The sequence below is a fragment of the Agrobacterium genomosp. 2 str. CFBP 5494 genome (assembly GCF_900013495.1).
Lineage (GTDB): Bacteria > Pseudomonadota > Alphaproteobacteria > Rhizobiales > Rhizobiaceae > Agrobacterium > Agrobacterium pusense.
Genome location: NZ_LT009718.1, coordinates 1,616,101 through 1,639,446, shown reverse-complemented (window position 1 = coordinate 1,639,446; position 23,346 = coordinate 1,616,101). Strand labels below are relative to the sequence as shown.

Here is a 23,346-nt window from a genome sequence, read left to right as displayed (position 1 = left end):
AAAGCCCGGCCGCAAAGGCCGGGCTTTCGTGTTTATGCGCATATTCCGTATATCGAAACGCCGTGTGTCCGGATGGAGGCTACACAGGCACGCCCGACTTTCATTCCATACCATTCGGCATAAACGGCGCCGCTCGAAAGAACTTTCGAAAGGCACGCTCCTTAGACCGGTTGATGGCGTGAGCGCGTCAAAACATGCTTCCTCGTGAACCTGAAAAGCCGCCGCCCGCCGCGGGCGTTACGGCTTTCCGGAAACCTTACGAGTTGACGGCGTCCTTCAGGCCCTTGCCTGCGGAGAACTTCGGAACGTTGCGAGCCGGGATATCGACTTCAGCACCCGTGGAAGGGTTACGGCCCTTGGAGGCTTCACGACGGCTGACGGAGAAGCTGCCAAAGCCGGCGAGGCGGATATCGCCACCGTTCTTCAGTTCGCTCTGTACGGTTTCGAATACGGCATCAACAGCGGAAGCAGCATCTGCCTTCGTGAGACCAGCCTTTTCGGCAACAGCAGAGACGAGCTCGTTCTTGTTCATGTTTCCACCCCTTTCAATGGTTTGAAACGACTCAAATTAAGCCGGCGCAGAATACGTTCGTATCCGCGCGCAGCAACTCAAAAGCGCTGGAATCGCCTGAAAAACAAGGGGTCTGCGGTTTTTTTCACAAAAAAGGCCGACATTTCTGCCGGCCTTCCCCATAATCGTGCCAATTTCGCATCACTTGCGCCGACCTGAAGCCGTACCTTCGTCGTGAAGCCTAACGCATTGAATCTACGCAGGACCTGTCGCGAGCACCGATTCCGGCCCTCGCGACGACGCGTCTCAATGCGCGATGGTCTGGCTGCCGTCATCAACGCCTTCGACCGTTGCAATCACCGGCGTCTCGATGCTGCCATCCCACTCGATGGGCTCCGGCTGGCGAATGAGGGCGTGCTTGATAACCTCGCCCATGCGCGACACCGGAATGATTTCCATCTCGTTCTTCACATTATCCGGAATCTCCGCCAGATCCTTGGCGTTTTCTTCCGGGATCAGCACCTTCTTGATGCCGCCGCGAAGCGCTGCAAGCAGCTTTTCCTTCAGGCCACCGATCGGCAGAACGCGACCACGAAGCGTGATCTCGCCCGTCATCGCCACGTCCTTCGAGACCGGAATACCGGTCATGATGGAGACGATCGCGGTTGCCATGGCAACACCAGCGGACGGACCGTCCTTCGGGGTTGCCCCTTCCGGAACGTGCACGTGGATGTCGCTCTTGTCGAAGCGCGGCGGCTCGATGCCGAAGTCCACGGCGCGCGAACGGACATAGGATGCCGCCGCCGAAATGGATTCCTTCATCACTTCCTTGAGGTTGCCGGTAACCGTCATGCGGCCCTTGCCCGGCATCATCACGCCTTCGATGGTGAGCAGCTCACCGCCGACTTCCGTCCAGGCCAGACCCGTGACGACACCGACCTGATCCTCGCGCTCGGCCTCGCCGTGGCGGAACCGCGGAACGCCCAGATAATCCGGAACGTTTGCAGCGGTAACCTCAACGGACTTGACCTTGCCCTTGATGATCTCGGTGACAGCCTTCCGCGCCAGCTTCATCAGCTCGCGTTCGAAGCTGCGCACGCCCGCCTCGCGGGTGTACTGCTGGATGACAACCATCAGGGCATCATCGGTGACCGAGAATTCTTCCGGACGCAGGGCATGTTCCTTGATCGCCTTGGGCAGCAGGTGACGCTTTGCGATTTCGCGCTTTTCGTCTTCCGTGTAACCGGCGATGCGGATCACTTCCATACGGTCCATCAGCGGGCCGGGAATGTTCAGCGTGTTGGCCGTGGTCACGAACATCACGTCGGACAGGTCGTATTCCACTTCCAGGTAGTGATCCATGAAGGTGGAGTTCTGTTCCGGATCGAGAACCTCGAGCAGTGCCGACGACGGATCGCCACGGAAATCCATGCCCATCTTGTCGATTTCGTCGAGCAGGAAGAGCGGGTTTGCCTTCTTGGCCTTCTTCATCGACTGGACGATCTTGCCCGGCATGGAGCCGATATAGGTGCGGCGGTGACCGCGGATTTCCGCTTCGTCACGAACGCCACCCAGCGCCATGCGCACATATTCGCGGCCGGTCGCCTTGGCGATCGACTTGGCGAGCGAGGTCTTGCCGACGCCGGGCGGGCCGACGAGGCACAGGATCGGGCCACGGATCTTCGTCGCACGGGCCTGCACGGCCAGATACTCGACGATACGCTCCTTGACCTTGTCCAGACCGAAATGGTCCTGATCCAGAATCTTCTCGGCATTGTTGAGGTCCGCCTTGATCTTGGACTTCTTGCCCCAGGGCAGACCAAGCAGCCAGTCCAGATAATTGCGCACGACGGTGGCTTCCGCGGACATCGGGCTCATCTGGCGCAGCTTCTTCATTTCCGCTTCGGCCTTTTCCTTGGCCTCCTTGGAAAGCTTTGTCTTGGCGATGCGCTCTTCCAGCTCGGCCATCTCGTCACGGCCGTCCTCGCCGTCGCCGAGTTCCTTCTGGATCGCCTTCATCTGCTCGTTCAGGTAATATTCGCGCTGGGTCTTCTCCATCTGGCGCTTGACGCGCGAGCGGATGCGCTTTTCGACCTGAAGAACGGAAATCTCGCCTTCCATGAAGCCAAGCGCCTTTTCAAGCCGCTGCTTCACGCTGACGGTTTCCAGCATTTCCTGCTTTTCGGTGATCTTGATCGACAGGTGCGAAGCGACCGTGTCGGCGAGCTTCGAGTAATCATCGATCTGACCGGCAGCGCCGACAACCTCGGGCGAAATCTTCTTGTTGAGCTTCACATAGCTCTCGAATTCCGAAACGACCGAACGCGAGAGCGCCTCGATCTCGACCGGATCTTCGGCAGGCTCCTGCAAAGGCGTGGCCGAGGCTTCGTAGAAATCCTCGCGACCGGTGTAGCTGTCGATCTGGGCGCGGCCCTTGCCTTCCACCAGCACCTTCACGGTGCCGTCGGGAAGCTTCAGAAGCTGCAGGACATTGGCGACCGTGCCGACCTTGTGGATGGCTTCAGGCGCCGGATCGTCGTCGCTGGCGTTGATCTGGGTAACAAGCATGATCTGCTTGTCGGAGCCCATGACTTCCTCGAGCGCACGGATGGATTTTTCCCGCCCGACGAACAGGGGAACGATCATATGCGGGAAAACGACAATGTCGCGCAGGGGAAGTACCGGATAGGTACCGCCAGATGCCGCAGACGTGATGTTCGTCATATCATTTCCTTTCCATGGTCCCTCTCGGGACACTTTGCCGAACGTCTTGGGGGCGTCCGGCATATTCATTTCTCGAGACTGAAAGTGGAGTTTCGAAACACCGATTTCAAGTCGTCGGAGCAGACGGCCTTACGCGACGGCAGGACCGTGAAATTCAACAAAACTCAGCGCTGGCTAATACTACCGACATTTCCGGTTATCCTCGAGGGCTCAGGAACCGGGTCGCCGACGAAATTCACATTTCCGTCATATCGCGCTGCAAATCAGTTGTAAGACTTTATCAGCAAAGCGCAATCCGCTCCAAACGCAAAATCGGGCTTCGTCAAGTTAGCCGCAAGTTTCGTAAGGCCCATCTAATAGAAAAGGCCCGCACGGATGCGGGCCTCTGATTCGTCAAACATCACAGCAGCCGGATTACGCCGAGACGTTGGTCTTTTCTTCCTGACGGTCCGCATAGATGTAGAGCGGACGCGCAACGCCGCTGACGACGTCGTTGGAAATGACCACTTCACGCACGCCCTCCAGCGTCGGCAGTTCGAACATGGTATCCAGCAGGATCTTTTCCATGATCGAGCGCAGGCCACGGGCACCGGTCTTGCGGGTGATCGCCTTGCGGGCGATTTCGCGCAGCGCGTCCTCGTGGAAGGTCAGCTCGACGTCTTCCATCTCGAACAGGCGCTGGTACTGCTTGACCAGAGCGTTCTTCGGCTCGGACAGTATCTGGATCAGCGCATCTTCATCCAGGTCTTCCAGCGTCGCCAGGACGGGCAGACGGCCGATGAATTCCGGAATGAGGCCGAACTTCACCAGATCTTCCGGCTCCAGCTCGCGGAGCACTTCGCCCACACGACGGTCGTCTTCCGCCTTGACGGTCGCACCGAAGCCGATCGAGGTCTTTTCGCCCCGGGCCGAGATGATCTTGTCGAGGCCGGCAAAAGCGCCGCCGCAGATGAACAGGATGTTGGTCGTATCCACCTGCAGGAATTCCTGCTGCGGATGCTTGCGGCCACCCTGCGGCGGTACGGAAGCGACCGTGCCTTCCATGATCTTCAGAAGCGCCTGCTGAACGCCCTCGCCCGATACGTCGCGCGTGATGGACGGGTTGTCCGACTTGCGGGAAATCTTGTCGACTTCGTCGATATAGACGATGCCGCGCTGGGCGCGCTCGACATTGTAATCCGCCGCCTGCAACAGCTTCAGAATGATGTTTTCCACGTCCTCGCCGACATAACCGGCTTCGGTCAGCGTCGTTGCGTCCGCCATAGTGAAGGGAACGTCGATGATGCGGGCGAGCGTCTGGGCAAGATAGGTCTTGCCGCAGCCCGTCGGGCCGACGAGCATGATGTTCGACTTCGCCAGCTCGACATCGCCATTCTTGGAGGCGTGCGCGAGGCGCTTGTAGTGGTTGTGAACGGCCACGGACAGGATTTTCTTCGCCTGCTTCTGGCCGATGACGTATTCGTCGAGGATCTTGATGATGTCCTGCGGGGTGGGCACACCCTCGCGCGACTTCACCATAGACGTCTTGTTCTCCTCGCGGATGATGTCCATGCACAATTCGACGCATTCATCGCAGATGAATACCGTCGGTCCGGCAATGAGTTTCCGGACTTCGTGCTGGCTCTTGCCGCAGAATGAACAATAGAGTGTATTCTTAGAGTCGCCGCCGTTGCTGCCGCTGACTTTGCTCATATCTCTTTCCTTCCAGCACGCCGCAGGTCCGTCAAACGGATCGCGGTCAACTTACCGCCCGCAGATACGGCCGCCCTTGGGGTGCATTGCCGTATCCGCCTCGTTTCCCGGGGTACTAACCGTATCAGATACAGGAGCTGATAACCGGCGGCAACGAATTCCCCATTAAACCAAAGGCCGCGTCATAAAAAATCAACATAGCCTTTATATATACTAATATCGCTTTCTGTTCCGGTTGAAAGCCCCGAAATTACTTTTGCGGGGTCAAACAAACGTCAAAAAGCGTCGCGCCTCAATTCGCGACGGCGCCTTCGATTTCCTGGCGCGAGGTCAGGATCTTGTCGATCACGCCCCAGTCCTTCGCCTCGTCTGCATCCATGAAATGGTCGCGATCAAGGGTTTTTTCAACCTCTTCGAGCGTGCGGCCGGTATGCTTCACGTAGACTTCATTGAGGCGGCGCTTCATCTTGATGATGTCGCGGGCGTGGCGTTCGATATCCGAAGCCTGACCCTGGAAGCCGCCCGATGGCTGGTGCACCATGATGCGTGCGTTGGGGGTGGCGAAACGCATTCCCTTTTCACCGGCAGCGAGAAGCAGCGAACCCATGGAGGCAGCCTGGCCGACGCAGAGCGTGGAGACCGCAGGGCGGATAAACTGCATCGTATCGTAGATCGCCATGCCGGCGGTCACGACGCCACCTGGCGAATTGATGTAGAGCGCAATTTCCTTCTTCGGGTTCTCGGCCTCGAGGAACAGCAGCTGCGCGCAGACGAGCGACGCCATCTGGTCTTCCACCGGGCCGGTGAGGAAAATGATGCGTTCCTTGAGAAGACGGGAAAATATGTCGTAGGAGCGTTCGCCGCGATTGGTCTGCTCAACGACCATCGGCACCAGAGCCATGGCGGTATCAACTGGATTTTTCATGTCCGTCCTTTGTCAACTCTGCCCGTTGCGGAAACCGCCCCGGAATCACTTCTAACCTTCATACTCCCTACATAGAGTGTCCCTGCCCCGTACTTCAAGACACGAAGCCGCATATCCTTAACGGCTCAACAGCGTTTGCAGGGCTTCGGAGGCCGGCCGCGGCGGGCTTTTGCACCCGTTCGTCCCGGCCGCAGCCATTTGTCTCCCCGCCATCAATTTTTTACCAAGACTGGCGAGGACCAAAAAAATGTACTTCATGCACAGATATAACTTCTAACCGGCAAGAACTCGTTAGTATTTGCTGCTGATACTGAAAAACGAATTTCGGTTCCCATCGGCGAACAGCCCTATCCGGGCGAAATGGCAGCTCAACAATTCAGCGGGAATAACGCACGTCGTGCGAGCTTCTCCGCTTTTGCCGCATGATGGCGCAGATAGGATTTTGCAATGCTGGATGCAAAGACGAGCACGCTACTATGGGCGGCGGAGACGTTCACCCTTGCCGTGCTTCTGGGAACGCTGTGGCTGCACCGCCCTTCCCGCCGGCACAATCTCTATTTCGCCGCCGGCTTTCTCGCCACCGGCTTCGGCACCGTCATGGTGGCGTTTCGCGGAGATATTTCCAGTTTCCTGTCCATTCAGGTCGGCAACGCGCTGGCGCTTTCCGCCTTCGGCTTCTGGCTCGCGGGCCTCTTGTCCCTGGAGAAGCGCAAGCTCGCTGGCTGGATTGCCATTCCGGCCCTCCTGTGGATCGCCGGAATGTTCGTCCCACCCGTGCGAGAAAACATGGTGGCCCGGATCCTGCTTTATCACGCCAGTGCGGCCACGGGCTATTTCATGCTCGCCGGTGTGCTTCTGGCAAATGGCGAGCGCAGGTCGCGCAGCAGAAAAGTTCTGGCGACGATTCTGATCCTGCAGGCTTTTGCCGGCGCCGTCGTTGCCTCCATTGTCATCCCGGCCAATGCGGCCGCGCCCAACGCCATTCCGCTGACATCGGCGCTCGCTTTTTCCGGCATGCTCGGCTTCACGGCCATCATCATGATCAGCGCCAAGATCATCATGGAGGATACGGAGCTTCGTCTCCACCGGCTCGCCATGACCGATCACCTGACCGGTGTCCTTAACCGGCGTGGTCTGCTGGAGGAGTTCGACCGCATCAAGAAGCGCTCACACGGCTCCAGCCGATATGTGGCGCTTGTTCTCTTCGACATCGACCATTTCAAGAAGATCAATGACAGATACGGCCACCAGTCCGGCGACGCCGTACTCGTGCATTTCTGTCAAATCGCGCAACGCGCGATCGGCGACCGCGGCCTTTTCGTGAGGATGGGCGGCGAGGAGTTCGCGCTGGTGGCGGAGGTCGAAAGCCCCTCCAGCACCGTCACGCTTGCCGAATCCATCCGTAACAATCTGCTTCTTTCGAAAATCACCTCACGCGGCGAACCCATCAAGGTGACGACCAGCGTCGGCATATCCGAAGCGATGATCAAGGACGCCGAGCTGAATGTGATGATGACCGAGGCCGACCGAGCGCTTTATGCCGCAAAGAAAGCCGGGCGCAATCGGACCGTAATCCACGTAAATTCGGCCAATGTCGTCGTGCCCGCCTCAGACCGTGACGAAAACCCTATGGATAACAATGCCGACCGGCAGGTCGCGGCGCTGAACCGGATATCCGCAATTGCCAGCCGGTGAAGGTGTAACCATTTGGTGACATATGAAGGAACGCCTGCCGCCCTTCCCAAAGCGCCAAGCGCGGAATAAACCATCAGCATGACAGCGACGTTTCCCTTTCTCAAAATCGATTCCGCCACCCGCCACGTTTCACTCGATGCGCGCGACCCAGCTTTTTACAACGATCCGAACCCCGTCTACGCCGCCCTGCACGCGCAATGTCCCACTTTCTACTGGGAAGAGCAGCGGCAATGGTTTTTCACCTCTTATGACCATGTCAGCTCGCTGCTGCGCGACCGCCGGTTTGGACGACAGATTCTGCATGTGGCAAGTCGTGAAGAGATCGGCCTGCCAGAGCCGCTTGAGCATGTGAAGCATTTCGACCTAGCCGAGCAGCATTCGCTTCTGGAACTGGAGCCGCCGGAGCATACGCGGCTGCGCACGCTGATCAACCGCGCCTTCGTGTCACGGCATGTCGACAAGATGAAGCCGGAGATCGAGGAACTCGCCAACCGGCTGATTGACGCTTTCGAAGAGAAGGGCGAGACGGAACTGCTTTCCTCCTACGCCGATATCATCCCGGTAACGATGATCGCCCGGATGATCGGCATTCCCGAGGAAATGGGGCCGCAGCTGCTGAAGTGGTCGCATGCCTATGTCGGCATGTACATGTTCAAGCGCACACCGGAAGACGAGCTTCTGGCCGACATGGCTGCGAAGGAATTTTCGGATTATGTGCGCAGCGTGATCGCCGAGCGGCGGGCCAAGCCCGAGGACGACCTGCTGAGCCACATGATCCATACCGAGCACAAGGGTCAATATCTGACCGACGACGAGCTGGTGTCCACCACCATCGTCCTGCTCAACGCGGGCCATGAAGCGACCGTTCATCAGATCGGCAATTCCGTGCGTATCATTCTGGAGAGCGGGATATCGCCGCAGACCTTGTTCAGCGACGAGGCCGCCACGGAACGCACGGTGGAGGAAACCCTGCGGATCTGCGCGCCGGTGCACATCTTCCAGCGATGGGTTCTGGAGCCGGTCGAGATTGACGGCGTGCAGTTCAAGCGCGGCGACAAGGTGAGCCTGATCCTGGCTGCGGCCAACCTCGATCCGTCAAAATTCCCTGATCCACTGACCTTCCGGCCGGAGCGCAACGAAGGCGCCAATGTCTCCTTCGGCGCCGGCATCCATTTCTGTATCGGCGCGCCATTGGCAAGACTGGAACTGAACCTTGCCCTGCCACTGCTTTTCAAACGCCTGCCGCGCCTGAAAATTGCCGAGCCGCCCAAGGTCAAGGATGTCTATCATTTCCATGGGCTGGAGCGGCTCGATCTCAGCTGGTAGCGTGTGCAGGCCTTAAATCTGGGCCAGACCGCCATCGACCGAAAGCTCGACGCCGGTGATGTAACTGGCCTTTGAAGAGGCCAGGAACAGAACGGCCTCAGCGATCTCGTCGGGGTCGGCCATCCGGCCGATCGGCGCGGCATCCTTCAGATAGGCCTCGAAACCGGCGATCTTTTCTTCATCAAGCTTCAGGCCGTTTTCCATGATCGGCGTGCGGGTCACGCCCGGGCTAACCGTATTGACGCGGATGCCCCGCGCCTTGAGGTCGTTGGCAAAACTGCGGGCGAATGAGCGAACGGCCGCCTTGGAAGCATTATAGGCGCTCAACCTCTCCAGGCCCTTGTTGCCGACGATCGACCCGGTGAGCACGATCGAGCCGCCATCGCGCAGGACCGGCAGCAATGTCTGCACGGTGTAGAAAACGCCCTTGACGTTGATGTCGAAAATCCGGTCGTACAGCGCCTCGTGGGTATCACCGAGGTCATTGTTCTCGGCGATGCCGGCATTGGCGACCAGCACGTCCACCTTCCGGCCATCTGCTTCAATGCGCGCCTTGAGCCGCTCCAGATCGGAGAGCTTGGCAACATCGGACGCGAAGCCGATCGCCCCCTGCCCGAGCCTGGCGACCGCTGCCTCGAGATTGGCGGTATTGCGGCCTGTCACGTAAACGGCGGAGGCTCCGCCTTCCAGAGCCAATCTCGCGACGGAAAAGCCGATGCCAGTCGACCCACCGGTGACGACCACGACCTGCCCACTGAATAATCCAGACATTGCAAACTCCATGAATGTCGTAATTTCCGAATAACCATAATTCGGTATTTCGGTTTTATTGAAATATTGAAGCTTGTCAATCCATGTGCTAGAGGCGGTCCATGGCTCAGTTTTTTCATCCCGCACGCGAAGACATTTCGCTCACGGCCGTGCTCGCCGCTCTTGGCGAACCGGCACGCATGGGCATCATCAGAAAATTATGGGGCTCCGAGACCGGACAGAATTGTGGTGCCGCAGCACCCTGCCAGGACATGCCGCGTTCAACCCTGTCCAGCCATATGCGGATCCTGCGGGAGGCAGGCTTGATTCGAACCCACAAACAGGGTGTCGAGAATATCAGCGTCGTCCGTGTCGACGATTTGGAAGCCCGCTTTCCCGGGCTCCTTCAATCCATCATCTCGTTCGACCAGCAATAGCGTGACCGAGTGGATTTCCGCCGTCACAGCCTGATGACATAGTCTTTTCGTGTTGTCTCCACGACTTCCCAGGTGCCGGTAAAGCCGGGCCGCAGCACAAGCCTGTCGCCCGGTCTGAGGTCACGCGGGGGCCCGCCATCCTCGGTCAGGATGGAATGGCCCTCGAGGATGCTGAAATATTCCCATTCGTCATAGACGACACGCCATTTTCCGGGTGTGGATTGCCAGATGCCGGCATAAATTCCGCCCGGCGCTTCCTCCAGATTCCATGTGGTGAATTTGGGGTCGCCGGAGATCAATCGCTCCGGCGCTGGCGCACCATGCTCTGCTTCGAGGGGAGCATCTTCGAATGTCAGTAGGTTGCTCATCGCGACGCCGGCCTCTCAGACTTTTGCAAGCGATTGTTCAAGATCGGCAATGATGTCGTTAACATCCTCGATTCCGACGGACAGACGCACCACATCCGGACCGGCGCCGGCCGCCGTCTGCTGTTCCGGCGTCAGCTGGGCATGGGTGGTGGAAGCCGGGTGGATGACGAGCGAGCGCGTGTCACCGATATTGGCGAGATGGGAGAATAGCTGCAGCCCTTCGACCAGCGCCTTGCCGGCCGCATAACCGCCCTTGACGCCAAATGTAAAGACCGAACCCGCGCCCTTCGGCGAGTAACGCTGCTGGAGGGCGTGATTGTCGCTTTCCTCCAGGCCGGCATAATTCACCCAGCCGACCTTGGGATGTGCCTTAAGCCATTTGGCGACGGCAAGCGCATTGTCTGAATGGCGTTGAACGCGCAGCGGCAGGGTCTCAATTCCCGTGAGAATGAGGAAGGCGTTGAAGGGCGAAATCGCCGGGCCGAGATCGCGCAGGCCAAGCACGCGGCAGGCGATGGCAAAGGCGAAATTACCGAAAGTCTGGTGGAGCACGACGCCGGAATATTCGGGCCGGGGCTGTGACAGGGCCGGAAACCGGTCAGTCGCCGACCAGTCGAACGTTCCGCCGTCAACGATGATGCCGCCCATGGAATTACCGTGGCCACCGAGGAATTTCGTCAGCGAATGCAGTACGATGTCTGCACCGTGTTCCAGCGGTCGCAGCAGATATGGGCTTGCCATCGTGTTGTCGACGATCAGCGGCAGGCCGTGCCGATGGGCAACTTCGGCAATTGCGGCGATATCCACAAAGGTGCCGCCTGGATTTGCAAGGCTTTCTATGAAGACGGCGCGCGTGCGCTCATCGATCTGCTGTTCGAAACTGGCGGGATCGGTGGCGTCGGCCCAGCGAACCTGCCAGTCGAAACCTTTGAAGGCGTGGCCGAACTGGTTGATCGATCCGCCGTAAAGCTGACGGGCGGCGATGAAATTGTCACCGGACTGCAGCAGCGTATGAAAAACCAGCAATTGTGCGGCGTGGCCGGAGGCGACGGCAAGCGCTGCGGTACCACCCTCAAGCGCGGCCACACGCTCTTCCAGAACCGCCTGAGTGGGGTTCATGATGCGGGTGTAGATATTGCCGAACTCTTTCAGCCCAAACAGGGCGGCGGCATGATCCGCATCACGGAAAGCGTAGGCCGTCGTCTGATAGATGGGTGTCGCCCGTGCGCCGGTCGTAGGATCAGGCTGCGCGCCCGCATGGATGGCCAGCGTCGAAAAACCGGGATTGCTGCTCGGCATGATGTTTCCTCCAATGGAATTCTGGAGGGATCATAATGCCTTGGCGCCAAATGATAAGTCCAATCCGTACCAACTATCGTGCGATATTGAGACGCGGATACTCAATTGCCGGGCAACGGTTCATCACCACGTCAATGCCATAAGCCTCGGCCTTGGCGGCGGCATTATCGTCCCGCACGGATAGCTGACCCCAGATTACCTTTGGGCGTTGCGGCAGCAAGATCGCCTCGTCGACAATCGCGGAAAGATATTCCGGCGCACGAAACACATCGATCATATCAACAGCCTCGGGAATATCGGCCAGCCGGGCATAGACCGCCTGTCCCAGTATCTCCTTGCCCGCCTGACCCGGATTGACCGGAAACACGCGATAGCCCTTGGACAGCAGGAAGCGCATGACGCCATGGCTCGGCCGATCCGGATTGGGCGAAGCTCCCAGCAGGGCGATGGTTTTGACATTCGTCAGGATTTTCCTGAGGTAATCCGCTTCGTAAGTATCATGCTGCATGTCAACTTATTCCTTTGGCATACCACCTGATCCAGAGAGGCGCAGGCGTCTGGAGCGTTGCTTTAATGCCCACCAGCCTCTCCTCTCCCGCATGGTTCCAGCGCCGGCAACCTTCACGCCGTTTCATGCGATGCCATTCTCATCTAGGACGCTCCGGTCGTCTCCGGAACCCCGAAAGCGCAAAAATCAATATTTCCGCCGGATCGGCACTCTGCAACCCCGTTTTCATCGACGCAAAATGATTTCACAAAATCGCGCACACACCGGATGTATTGAGTATTTTCATCCACTTTTCAAAAATTGCGCCGAACGGCCATCGAAACAGGCCGAAACAACATTAGCGTGCATTTCATGCGCTCTTCGTCTCCTGTTTGTTTTCATTCCGTTCACCGGTTATTTAGCCGCGACTAATTTTCAAAAAGTTATTTCGTAAACCAACCATTCTATAAGTCTGCAACGTTATAGTGGAGTTTAGATGGGGATTCTGAAATTTATTTTCATTGGTGATCATACGATTTTAGTCGCCCGCACGCTCATTTGAAACGCCAGGCGCAATACCAACAACTGGGATAAATCGTGTGCTCTGTCATTTTTCAAGGAAATCCGCAGCGCGAGGCAGAGCCGCAAGCCGTGCATCAGGCGTTATTTTCCGGATTAAATCAGAAGCAGGAAAGCGTGTCTCATGCGCGATATTGGATCTCGTTTTTTCATGACGCATAGAAATCAAAAATTTGACGCGTGTCATAATCCATAAAAACAAAGCCCCTAGGCACCGGATTGGGGACGGCCTCGGCGAGGCGATTGAAAGCGTACACCTGCCCGTCCGGAAAATGACTTCCAGTTTCTGAGGCCAATGCTGTAGATTGCCCGAAAAGCCCGTGAGCGAGTCTCTGACTGTGACATTCGACATTCTTATTCTGGTGCTTCTGGGCGCAATGCTGCATGCCGGATGGAATGCGCTGGTCAAATCCGGTTCCGATAAATCGCTGGACGCCTCGTTGATTGCGGCGGGGGCTGCAGCCTGTTCGCTGCCGTTTCTGCCTTTCCTGCCGTTTCCCTCGCCAGTCGCCATTCCCTTCCTGATCGCCTCAGCCGTCCTGCAATTCGCTTATTTCCGCCTTGTCGCCGCCGCCTATACGATCGGCGACATCGGCCTTGTCTATCCCGTCATGCGCGGCGTGGCACCCTTGATCGTGGCGGCGACGAGCAGCCTGTTCCTGAGCGAGATTTTGAGCCCGCTGGCGATTGCGGGCATCGGCGTCATCTCCGCGGGGATCCTGACGCTTGCTTTCGAGGCAAGGCGCGGGGGCGGAAAGGCGATCATGGTCGCCCTGCTCAACGCTTTCGTGATTGCATCCTACACCTTCGTCGACGGTGTCGGCGCAAGGCTTTCCGGCAACGCCATCTCATACACGCTCTGGATGTCTCTGCTGCCACCCGTGCTGCTGTTCGGTTTCGCGTTTTACCAGCGGGGCGCCGGCCCCGTCGTCCAGCATGTCCGGCGCAACTGGTGGCGTGGCCTTATCGGTGGCGGCGGCTCCATACTCTCCTATGGGCTGGCGCTTTACGCCATGACCAAAGCGCCTGTCGCCGTCGTCGCAGCACTCCGGGAAACCTCCATTCTTTTCGCGCTGGTGATATCAGTGGTGATCCTGAAAGAACGCGCCAGCATCTGGCGCTACCTTGCCGGAGGCATCATTGCAGCGGGCGTTCTGGTGATGCGGCTGGGGTAAAACGAGGTCAGATGATGGGGTAAAATAATACCCCATCATCAACCGTTTGTTTTTACTTGATTATTTTTGCGACCTCCAAAATCGATCATATTGACGCTTTCGTTCGCGCACCGTATAAGCGCGCCAGATCGGATTCCAGCCGGAATAGGGTCATTTGCGGTAGCCCTTATCGGCAACCAAACCAAGCAACAAGAAACGCCCGTATGCTCTTCATGAAGAGGATGACGGGTCCACGTTAGAAAGTGAAATTCATGTCTACTTTCGTTCAGAAGCCCGCTGAGGTGGAGAAGAAGTGGGTCATCATCGACGCCGAAGGCCTCGTTGTTGGTCGCCTCGCCACCATCGTTGCAACCCGCCTGCGCGGCAAGCACAAGGCTACCTACACCCCCCACGTTGATGATGGCGACAACGTCATCGTCATCAATGCGGAAAAGGTTGCCCTCACCGGCAAGAAGTATTCCGACAAGAAGTACTACTGGCACACCGGTCACCCGGGTGGCATCAAGGAGCGTACGGCTCGCCAGATCATCGAAGGCCGCTTCCCGGAGCGCGTCGTTGAAAAGGCCGTCGAGCGCATGATCCCGCGCGGTCCCCTCGGCCGTCGTCAGATGAAGAACCTGCGCGTTTACGCCGGTTCCAACCACCCGCACGAAGCACAGCAGCCGGTCGTTCTCGACGTTGCCGCGCTCAACAAGAAGAACGTAAGGAGCGCCTGATAATGGCCGATCTTTCCTCTCTGAAAGACCTCGCCCCGGCTTCGGAAGCTTCGGCTCCCGTGCATGTCCGCAAGGTTGATACCCTCGGCCGCTCCTACGCGACCGGCAAGCGCAAGAACGCCGTAGCCCGCGTATGGGTCAAGGCGGGTTCTGGCAAGATCATCATCAACGGCCGCGATTTCACCACGTATTTCGCACGTCCGGTTCTGCAGATGATCCTCCAGCAGCCGATCGTTGCCGCTGCCCGCACGGGTCAGTTCGACATCATCGCCACCGTTGCCGGTGGTGGTCTGTCCGGTCAGGCCGGCGCCGTTCGTCACGGTCTGTCCAAGGCCCTCACCTACTTCGAACCGGGCCTGCGCTCCGTTCTGAAGAAGGGTGGCTTCCTGACCCGCGACAGCCGCGTTGTCGAGCGTAAGAAGTACGGTAAGGCCAAGGCCCGCCGTTCGTTCCAGTTCTCGAAGCGCTAATCGCTTCCAGGAACGGTTCGTTCAGAACTTCGAAAGGCGGGGCTTCGGCTCCGCCTTTTTTCATGGCCTCCTCCCTTGTTTTTTCATCGGGAAGACAGCAACCTCGGCGCAAATCGCAATGGGGTGATCAATGCCGGCCAAAACCATCGACCATGCCTTCACCGCAATGTCCCTGACATCGGCCGCCACGGACCCGACCCATGCCGGTGTCCTCTCCTTCATGCGGCGCAAATATACCAAGAACCTCAAAGGCGTTTCGACTGCCGTGTGGGGTATTCCCTTCGACGCGGCGACCTCCAACCGGCCAGGTGCTCGCTTCGGGCCGCAGGCGATCCGCCGCGCCTCGGCGATCTTTGATAATGATCCGCAATATCCTTTCGCGCGCGATCTCTTCGTCCATATGCCGACCATTGATTATGGCGACTGCCTGCTTGACTACGGCAACCACTGGAAAACGCCTGACACGATCGAAAAGGAAGCGCGCAGGATCATCTCCAAGACGGATTACCTGCTGACGCTCGGCGGCGATCATTTCATCACCTGGCCATTGCTGAAAGCGCATGTGGCCAAGCACGGCCCACTCGCGCTGGTGCAGTTCGACGCGCATCAGGATACATGGTTCGACGATGGCAAGCGCATCGACCACGGCTCCTTCGTGGCCCGCGCCGTGCGCGACGGGCTGATCGATGCCGACCGCTCGATCCAGATCGGCATCCGCACCCACGCGCCTGACGATTTCGGCATTCGGATTCTCCACGGTTACGAGGTGGAGGACATGCGGGCCAGCGATATCGCGTCGCTGATCGTCAAGCACACGGGCGGTATGCCCACCTATCTCACCTTCGATATCGATTGCCTCGATCCCGCCTTCGCGCCGGGAACCGGCACACCCGTCGCCGGCGGGCCGACCAGCGCGAAAATTCTCTCCGTTTTGCGTGGGCTTGGCCAGCTCGATATTCGCGGCTCCGACGTCGTGGAGGTGGCACCCGCCTACGACCATGCGGATATTACCGCCATTGCCGGAGCGACCGTTGCAATGTATATGCTTGGCCTGCGTGCCGAACGGCTGGCCAAGGCTGGCTGACAACGACGACGGCGCTTGCCAAACTGATTCCGACTACCCTCGCAACCCTCTGAAAAGTCAGGACAAGGACATGACAGCGAAGATCTTCATCGATGGCGAACACGGCACCACGGGTCTGCAGATCCGCACGCGCCTTGCCGGTCGCCGCGATATCGAGCTGCTGTCCATTCCGGAAGCCGAGCGCCGCAATGCCGCGATGCGCGAGGATATGCTCAATAGCGCCGACATTTCGATCCTCTGCCTGCCGGACGACGCGTCCCGGGAAGCCGTTTCCATGGTGGCTGGCAACAATAATGTCCGCATCATCGATACCTCCACCGCTTATCGCGTTCATCAGGACTGGGCTTACGGTTTTGCCGAAATGGATAAGGACCAGGGCGAGAAGGTTCGCTCTGCCCGCCTCGTCGCCAATCCCGGCTGCTATCCGACCGGTGCGATCGCCCTTATTCGCCCGCTGCGGGCCGCTGGCCTCCTGCCCGACGGTTATCCTGTCAGCGTCAATGCGGTCTCCGGCTATACTGGCGGCGGCAAGCAGATGATTGCGCAAATGGAAGACCAGAGCCGCGACGATGCCATCAGTGCCAATAATTTCCTTTATGGCCTGACGCTCAAGCACAAGCATGTGCCTGAAATGACCATTCACGGCCAGCTTGACCGCGCGCCGCTGTTTTCGCCCTCCGTCGGTCGCTTCCCGCAGGGCATGATCGTCCAGGTGCCGCTGTTCGCCGCCGACCTTAAGGAAGGCACTGATATCGAAACGATCCATGCGGCACTCACCGCCCATTACGCTGGACAGGATATCGTCAGCGTCGTGCCTCTGGCCGAGAGCAAGGGGTTGGCGCGTATCGATGCCGAGGAATTGGCTGGCAAGGATACGATGAAGCTCTTCGTCTTCGGCACCGAGGGCGGCGAGCATATCAACCTCGTCGCGTTGCTCGACAATCTCGGCAAGGGTGCCTCCGGTGCTGCTGTGCAGAACATGGAACTGATGCTCTCTGCATGAGACGTTGCTCATGACCATGACCACGCCCTCTTTTCCGGCCTCGTGGAATATCGAGGCCGTAAAGCAGATTGCGGATACGCCTGCCGGGGTGGTCTACGAGCTTGTGCGCGATGACGGTTCCCTTGCGGTCGCCAAGGTTCTGAAGAAGAAAATATTGACGGACAGCCTTCGCGGCGCGGATTTCATCGAATGGCGCGCCGGGATCGGCTGCGTGGAGTTGCTTGACCGCTCCGATGATATTCTTCTGATGGAACATGCCGGCACGGAGACCCTGCGCGACGTGCTGTTCCGCGACGGTGACGACGATTCCACCACGGAAATCGCAGCGGAGGTCCTGCTTCGATATCACCAGCCGTCCGAGCAGCCGCCGCCCTCAAGTCTGCTGACGCTGCCTCTCTATTTCGAAAGCCTGTTCCGCAAGGCCGAACAGGATCGTTCCGACGGGATCGACAGCGCCTATATCGAGGCCGCCGCGCTTGCGCAGGAACTGATCGGCCAGCAGCGCGATATCAAGCCGCTGCATGGCGATCTGCACCATGAGAATATCATGCGCAGCGATCGCGGCTGGATCATCATCGATCCGGCTGGCCTGATCGGCGATGCGGCGCTCGATGTCGCCAACATGTTCTCCAATCCGCTCGACCGTTTTGACCTCACCCGCAGCGAAGCGCGCATCGCCTCCATGGCGGCGATTTTTGCGAAGGCTCTCCAACGGGACGAACGGCTATTGCTGCAATATGCCTTTGCCTATGGCTGCCTTTCTGCCGCGTGGCATGAAGAGGACGGCAATGCGGAGGAACGCGACAACGAACTCGCTGTCGCGGCAACCATTAAGGCCGTCCTGAAACAGTTCTGAGCGAGTTCAGTCCCTGACTTCAACCGCAACTGGCGGCGGATATTCTCCGATGAATCCGCGCCAGTGGGCAACCGCAAAACCGAGCACGACCAGCGCCATGCCCTGATGGGCGAGCGCGACATGAATATCCACATGCATGAGCAGCGTGGTTACTCCCACCGCCGCCTGAATGCAGACGAGCACGAAGAACAGCACCGCGCGGCGGGCGTGCGGCGTACCCGGCAAGGCGCGCGCCATCGATGCCATATGCCACAGCGTGGCGGCAAACAGCGTATAGGCGCCCAGGCGGTGAATGAACTGCACCGTCTTGGGGTTTTCGAAGAGGTTGATCCACCAGGGCTGCTGCAGGAAGAGATCGCCCGGCACCAGCGAACCATCCATCAGCGGCCACGTATTATAGGACAGGCCGGCATTCAACCCCGCCACCAACGCGCCGAGATAGATCTGGAAGAGACAGAGCACCGTTAACAGCGCGGCAAAGCCCCTGCCCGTCTTTTCATCGGTGGCCTCGGGGGAATGATGGGACAGGCCGCGCAAAATCCACATGCAGCCCGCAAAGATGAGGCAGGCGATGGTCAGATGTGTGGCAAGACGATATTGCGAGACATCCGTGCGGTTGACGAGGCCGGAAGAGACCATCCACCAGCCGATGAAGCCCTGGAAGCCGCCAAGCGCCAGTAGACCGACCAGTGGTAGCCGGAGGCGCTTTTCGACGCGGCCTGTCAGCCAGAAGAAGGCGAGCGGCAAAGCGAAGATGAGGCCGATGGCGCGGGCAAGCAGGCGATGCGCCCATTCCCACCAGAAGATCGTCTTGAACTCGTCGAGCGACATGCCCTTGTTGATTTCCTGATATTGCGGAATGCGCTTGTAGAGCTGGAACTCCTCTTCCCATTCCGCAACGGAGAGCGGCGGTATCGCGCCATGGATCGGTTTCCATTCGGTAATCGACAGGCCGGATTCGGTCAGGCGGGTTGCGCCACCAACGAGCACCAGACAGAAGAGTGTGAAAAGCACGAGGCGCAGCCAGACGCGCAGCAGGCGGCGGTCCTTCTCCTGCTTCTGCAGGGCAGCCTGCACCACCATTTCCGCGGAACCATTGGCCATCGTCATGCCGCTCGAACTCATCTTTCAGTCTCCTTCATACAGCCATGTTGATTAGCCCCAACCGGCACCACAAAACAAGGCCTCAGGGTTTGCGGCATCCGGTCGCGGCGCTATAGTCATGCACCTGTTCAATCACGGAAGATTTCATGCACCCTCGCCTCAGATCGCTTATCGGTACCATCGTCATCATCTGCCTCGTCGTCGTTTACGCCGTGGTGGCGACGGCCATTGCATCGGCGGCGCTGGCGCAATCGCCCTGGTGGGTACATCTCGCTTATTTCGTGCTGACAGGAATTTTGTGGATTTTGCCGGCGATGCTGATCATCAAATGGATGGCCGGGCCAAAAAACAGGGCTAATGCGGGACCACCGCGTGACACCTTAAGGTCGCAATTTTATAAACCGATTGTTTGCCGCTCAAAGATATAGTCCAACCGAAACAACCGGAGAGAGTGGATGGCGGCTGAGGGGCCGGTCTTTACCAGCGACGAGCAAGCGCCGACCGCCGTGCAAAACGAGCGGCGGGGCGCTGACCGTCTGTCGGTCGATCTCGTCGATGACGCTTCCACCATCCATGTCGATTGGAAGCGGCTGGAAAACGATCCGCTCAACTCCCTGCATCAGGGTTTTGGGTGGTGCTCCATCTGGGCACAAACGCAGGACAGCGCGCTCCTGACGCTTCGCGGCCGGCAGGGCGGCAAGACGATCTTCGTGCTTCCGCTTGAAATCGTGCTGGAGGGTGGCATTCGCAAGGCGCGTTTCCCCGGCGGCCGTTTCAACAATATCAATACCGGGCTTTTCGACCCCTCCTTTGCCGCACAGGCCGGAGAGGAAATCGCGGCGGCGATTGCCCGCGAGGCGGGGAAGCTGCTGCATGGCCGGGCCGACATTCTGGCTTTGCAGAATATACCGCTGACGTGGCGCGGCAGGACCAACCCCCTGTCGCATCTAGCTTCGGTCGAAAACCAGAATCCGGCCTTCCAGCTTCCGTTGCTCGAAAGTTTCGAGGCCACGCTCCGGCAGGTCAATGCCAAGAGACGGCGGAAGAAATTCCGGATCCAGAGCCGGAGAGCCGAGGAAATGGGCGGTTACAGCCATGTGATCGCGCATTCTCCACAGGAAAGATGTGAATTATTGCAGGCCTTCTTCCGGCAGAAAGCCGCCCGTTTTGCATCGCAGGGCATTCCGGATGTCTTTCGCGACCAATCGGTAAAAGATTTCTTTTACGACCTGGCCAATGTTCCCGAGACGGGCACAGACAGTCTGCTGGAGCTGCATGCCATTCGCCTGCACGGCGAGAACGAGGGCGTCATCGCCGCAATAGCCGGTCTTTCGCGCAAGCAGGACCACATCATCTGCCAGTTCGGTTCGATCGATGAATCCGTTTCAGAACTCAGCCCCGGGGAATTGCTGTTCTGGCTGATGATTGAAAGGGCGTGCCACCAAAGGGCTGCGATCTTCGATTTCGGGGTCGGCGACCAGCTCTACAAGCGCAGCTGGTGCCCGCTTTTCACCGTGCAGCACGATATATTCCTGCCGATAACGGTGAAAGGTCGCGTCGCCGCAGCAGCCTATGTCGCGATCGCCCGAACGAAAAGCCTGATCAAATCCAATCCGGCTCTCTATGCGCTCATTCAGCGTTTCCGCGCCGGCCGGCCGACAGCAGCCTCGACAAGGGGTCTCGACTGAACAGCCGGTCAGGCCGCGCTCAGGTGGTCCGGCTTTCGCATGCCGGTCATCGGCAGAGCCTGCTCGTAGCCATGAGCAACCAGTTCTCCGAGCGTTTTCTCCAGCATCTCCCCGTCCTTGCCTGGAACCGAGACAATGATTTCTGCCGGCAGATTGCGCAGCATTTTTTCGAGGCTCGAAATCTGCACCGCTCCACACTCCACAAGCACCGTATCGTAAGCGTCGGAAAGCGCACCGAGGATCATCGTCAGGCGGTCCAGAGCACGCATCGCCTCGCGGGGCTGCGCATTGCCGCGTGGGACGATATGCGCATCTGACAGACGGTCGCCGTGAATGGTTTCACCGAAGGCGGCCGCTCCTGCCAGAAGGTCCATGACACCGGGAAGTCCGGCCTCGGGCGACATCAGCCGCGTCGGGCAGGCAGATGCCGTCATGTCGACGAGAACGACCGAACGCCCCATTTCAGACAATGCGCGCGCCAGCATGACGCTCGTGGTCGAACCGCTGTCACCGGCCGGAGATACAATGGCGGCGACGGGTTTGGCGAGCCGTGTGGACAGAAAGCCCGCCACGGCGTCGATCGAAAAGTCACTGGCGGCATCGGCATCCTCATCCACCACCGCCTCTTTCGCAGCCGCGACATCTTCTGCCGCCAATGCCGGCGGCATGGCAGTGGCTGCGGGCGGGTCACGCCGTTTCTCTTCTACGGCGACGGGCTGTTGTGCCGCAACCGGCATGGCGCGGACGCCCGGCGCCACATTTTCAGCAGGTGCCGACGCCGGCTGCTCAGGCGCATCCGTCGTCTCATCCGCTTCAACCGGCCCGCGTGCAGGTGGTGGCGGATCGGAAAGCGGTGGAACCTGACTTCTTCCGACCGGTTTCAGCGCCCTACCCGTAAAGAGTTCCACCAGCATGACGACAATGCAGGACAGCAGAAATGCTGCGAGCGTGACAACGATGGTGATGGCACCGGTTTTCGGGAAATAGGGTTCGCGTGGCTCAACTGCCGTCGAAATCACACGCGCATCGGCCGGCGTGGAATCCGCAGAGCCAGCCCTCGACGTCGCCTCGCGATAGCGGGCGAGATAGGTTTCCAGAAGCTGCCTCTGCGCGGATGCTTCCCGCTCCAGGTCGTTAAGGCCCACCTGCTGCTCACCGGCACGCACGCTTTCCGATTTCAGCACGTTCAGTTGCTGCACCAGTTGCCGCTCCCGAAGGCGTGAGACATTGGCCTCGTTTTCGAGACTTGCCAGCACCTTGCGGGTTTCTTCCTGAATTTGCCTTTCGATGCCATCGAGCTGGTTGCGCAGCGCCCTTATGCGGGGGTGGCCTTCCAGCAGCGAAGACGAAAGATCGGAAATCTGGCTGCGGATGTTGGTTTCGTTTTCCTTCAGCCTCTGGATGGTGGGAGAAGCGACGACATCGGGAAAGGTATCGAGAGGACGACCGCTGGCAAGCGCGTTGCGCACACCTTCTGCGCGCGCCTCCGCATTGGCGCGCTCGCCGCGGATACGGCCGAGTTCCGTGGAGATGTCGCTCAGCTGACGTGTGGCGAGCGTCTCGCCCTGCCCGGCCGACAAAAGATCGGAGGAGGCACGATAATCCGCGACCTTCTTGTCCGCCTCCCGCACCTTTTCCCGCAGCGTGGCTATTTCCGGCTCAAGCCAGCGCGCTGCTTCTGTGCTGGTATCGAGCTTCGCGCCGCTTTGCAGCGCGAGATAGGCCTTCATCATCTCATTCGGGATGGCCGCAGCGAGCTTCGGGTCTTCTGAAGAAAACTCGACCGTGATGACACGAGAACTTTCCACCTGATAGACCTGCAATTTCTCGCGGAACGCCTTCAGAACCCGCTCTTCAGGCAGAACCTGGAGTGGATCCTTCTTGACGCCGACGGCAACCAGCAGGCTCGAAACCAGCGAAGGATGCGCCTCCGGATCGAATTCCTCGAGTTCATAGAGCTTCATGTCCCTGGCGACCTGCTTGATGAGGTCGACGGACTGCAGGATCTGCACCTGGCTGGATACTGTCAGTTCGTCCAGCACCGGCTCGGCCGGCGCGTTGGACTGCTGGGAAGCGCCAAAGGAAGCAGCACGGGATTCAATGAGCACGCGCGCCTCGCCCTTATAGGCGGGCGACATCATGCTGGAAACGACAAAGGCGGCGCCGCCGGCCAGCAGCGTTATGGCCGCGATTCTTCCCCGACGCCGCCATATGGCCGCGACGAGTTGCGCAAGATCAATATCCACATCCCTGTCGTCAATGCGATCGCCGTTCATACGGGCTCCGTAACCGAGATAAACCTCGGGCGCTCAAATAAAGATGGTCAATTTTCGCGGAGTTTAAGTCTTGCGGGTAACACAACCGTTAATCACCGAGACTCCGACGAAATAAAGCCGATATTACCGGGCCTGACGCTGCGCGTTTACCGTGCATTAACCCTAACAGAACGATAAGAAT

The 23,346-nt window shown here is 58.9% G+C and carries 20 protein-coding genes and 1 pseudogene; 11 read left to right on the top strand and 10 right to left on the bottom strand.

What is annotated here, in order from left to right; genetic code table 11:
• Window positions 1-256: 256 nt before the first annotated feature.
• The 4 genes from hupB to clpP all read right to left on the bottom strand — a co-directional run bounded on the left by hupB (window position 257) and on the right by clpP (window position 5,852).
• Complete coding sequence (hupB, locus tag AGR2A_RS08075) at window positions 257-532, bottom strand: DNA-binding protein HupB (protein ID WP_003502360.1); 276 nt, start codon at window positions 530-532, stop codon at window positions 257-259.
• 285 nt (window positions 533-817) lie between these two features.
• Window positions 818-3,235 carry an endopeptidase La gene (gene lon / locus AGR2A_RS08070; protein WP_004441301.1) on the bottom strand — a complete coding sequence of 806 codons (2,418 nt, stop codon included), beginning with the start codon at window positions 3,233-3,235 and terminating at the stop codon, window positions 818-820.
• A gap of 414 nt (window positions 3,236-3,649) precedes the next feature.
• Entirely contained in the window at window positions 3,650-4,927 is a 1,278-nt protein-coding gene (gene clpX, locus AGR2A_RS08065) for an ATP-dependent Clp protease ATP-binding subunit ClpX (protein WP_003521528.1), read from the bottom strand.
• A gap of 292 nt (window positions 4,928-5,219) precedes the next feature.
• The gene (gene clpP, locus AGR2A_RS08060; RefSeq protein ID WP_004441299.1) at window positions 5,220-5,852 is read right to left on the bottom strand and encodes an ATP-dependent Clp endopeptidase proteolytic subunit ClpP; all 633 of its coding nucleotides are present in this window, start codon (window positions 5,850-5,852) and stop codon (window positions 5,220-5,222) included.
• A gap of 447 nt (window positions 5,853-6,299) precedes the next feature.
• On the opposite strand from clpP, the gene AGR2A_RS08055 reads away from it, so the two are divergent.
• Both AGR2A_RS08055 and AGR2A_RS08050 read left to right on the top strand, forming a co-directional pair.
• On the top strand, window positions 6,300-7,547 hold the full coding sequence (locus AGR2A_RS08055) for a GGDEF domain-containing protein (RefSeq protein ID WP_004441298.1): 1,248 nt from the start codon (window positions 6,300-6,302) through the stop codon (window positions 7,545-7,547).
• A 78-nt stretch (window positions 7,548-7,625) separates the two neighbouring features.
• Entirely contained in the window at window positions 7,626-8,873 is a 1,248-nt protein-coding gene (locus AGR2A_RS08050; RefSeq protein WP_022556030.1) for a cytochrome P450, read from the top strand.
• Between the two features lie 12 nt (window positions 8,874-8,885).
• Here AGR2A_RS08050 and AGR2A_RS08045 read toward each other — a convergent pair whose 3' ends face one another.
• Complete coding sequence (locus tag AGR2A_RS08045) at window positions 8,886-9,656, bottom strand: SDR family NAD(P)-dependent oxidoreductase (protein ID WP_162471989.1); 771 nt, start codon at window positions 9,654-9,656, stop codon at window positions 8,886-8,888.
• A gap of 89 nt (window positions 9,657-9,745) precedes the next feature.
• On the opposite strand from AGR2A_RS08045, the gene AGR2A_RS08040 reads away from it, so the two are divergent.
• A complete protein-coding gene (locus tag AGR2A_RS08040; protein ID WP_006697985.1) occupies window positions 9,746-10,060 on the top strand; it encodes an ArsR/SmtB family transcription factor in 315 nt (104 codons plus the stop codon).
• Window positions 10,061-10,083: 23 nt separating this feature from the next.
• Here AGR2A_RS08040 and AGR2A_RS08035 read toward each other — a convergent pair whose 3' ends face one another.
• The 3 genes from AGR2A_RS08035 to AGR2A_RS08025 form a co-directional block, all read right to left on the bottom strand.
• Window positions 10,084-10,428 (bottom strand): cupin domain-containing protein, encoded by a 345-nt coding sequence (locus tag AGR2A_RS08035; protein ID WP_006697984.1) that lies wholly within the window; start codon window positions 10,426-10,428, stop codon window positions 10,084-10,086.
• Between the two features lie 15 nt (window positions 10,429-10,443).
• The gene (locus AGR2A_RS08030) at window positions 10,444-11,727 is read right to left on the bottom strand and encodes an O-acetylhomoserine aminocarboxypropyltransferase (RefSeq protein WP_004441291.1); all 1,284 of its coding nucleotides are present in this window, start codon (window positions 11,725-11,727) and stop codon (window positions 10,444-10,446) included.
• Window positions 11,728-11,800: 73 nt separating this feature from the next.
• Window positions 11,801-12,235, bottom strand: coding sequence for a CoA-binding protein (locus AGR2A_RS08025; protein ID WP_022556028.1), 435 nt, complete (start codon window positions 12,233-12,235; stop codon window positions 11,801-11,803).
• 896 nt (window positions 12,236-13,131) lie between these two features.
• Between AGR2A_RS08025 and AGR2A_RS08020 the strand changes: the two genes are divergently transcribed.
• The 6 genes from AGR2A_RS08020 (at window position 13,132) to AGR2A_RS07995 (ending at window position 18,097) form a co-directional block, all read left to right on the top strand.
• Window positions 13,132-13,968 (top strand): EamA family transporter, encoded by an 837-nt coding sequence (locus AGR2A_RS08020; protein WP_004441289.1) that lies wholly within the window; start codon window positions 13,132-13,134, stop codon window positions 13,966-13,968.
• Window positions 13,969-14,219: 251 nt separating this feature from the next.
• Window positions 14,220-14,684: a 50S ribosomal protein L13 gene (gene rplM / locus AGR2A_RS08015; protein ID WP_004441288.1), complete on the top strand. Its 465-nt coding sequence runs from the start codon at window positions 14,220-14,222 to the stop codon at window positions 14,682-14,684.
• Between the two features lie 2 nt (window positions 14,685-14,686).
• Complete coding sequence (rpsI, locus tag AGR2A_RS08010) at window positions 14,687-15,154, top strand: 30S ribosomal protein S9 (RefSeq protein WP_003521540.1); 468 nt, start codon at window positions 14,687-14,689, stop codon at window positions 15,152-15,154.
• A 130-nt stretch (window positions 15,155-15,284) separates the two neighbouring features.
• Entirely contained in the window at window positions 15,285-16,238 is a 954-nt protein-coding gene (gene speB / locus AGR2A_RS08005; RefSeq protein ID WP_022556026.1) for an agmatinase, read from the top strand.
• Between the two features lie 70 nt (window positions 16,239-16,308).
• Window positions 16,309-17,241, top strand: a complete 933-nt coding sequence (gene argC / locus AGR2A_RS08000; protein WP_004441284.1) for an N-acetyl-gamma-glutamyl-phosphate reductase — start codon at window positions 16,309-16,311, stop codon at window positions 17,239-17,241.
• Window positions 17,242-17,251: 10 nt separating this feature from the next.
• Entirely contained in the window at window positions 17,252-18,097 is an 846-nt protein-coding gene (locus AGR2A_RS07995) for an aminoglycoside phosphotransferase family protein (RefSeq protein ID WP_072494301.1), read from the top strand.
• Between the two features lie 6 nt (window positions 18,098-18,103).
• Here AGR2A_RS07995 and AGR2A_RS07990 read toward each other — a convergent pair whose 3' ends face one another.
• Window positions 18,104-19,207, bottom strand: a complete 1,104-nt coding sequence (locus tag AGR2A_RS07990) for a COX15/CtaA family protein (protein ID WP_072494908.1) — start codon at window positions 19,205-19,207, stop codon at window positions 18,104-18,106.
• Window positions 19,208-19,347: 140 nt separating this feature from the next.
• On the opposite strand from AGR2A_RS07990, the pseudogene AGR2A_RS07985 reads away from it, so the two are divergent.
• Both AGR2A_RS07985 and uppA read left to right on the top strand, forming a co-directional pair.
• Window positions 19,348-19,554 (top strand): annotated as a pseudogene (locus AGR2A_RS07985) (DUF2842 domain-containing protein); the annotation flags it as partial.
• 102 nt (window positions 19,555-19,656) lie between these two features.
• The gene (uppA, locus tag AGR2A_RS07980; protein WP_072494300.1) at window positions 19,657-20,889 is read left to right on the top strand and encodes a polysaccharide biosynthesis GNAT family N-acetyltransferase UppA; all 1,233 of its coding nucleotides are present in this window, start codon (window positions 19,657-19,659) and stop codon (window positions 20,887-20,889) included.
• Between the two features lie 8 nt (window positions 20,890-20,897).
• Here uppA and uppB read toward each other — a convergent pair whose 3' ends face one another.
• Entirely contained in the window at window positions 20,898-23,165 is a 2,268-nt protein-coding gene (uppB, locus tag AGR2A_RS07975) for a polysaccharide biosynthesis protein UppB (protein WP_006697977.1), read from the bottom strand.
• Between the last annotated feature and the right edge of the window lie 181 nt (window positions 23,166-23,346).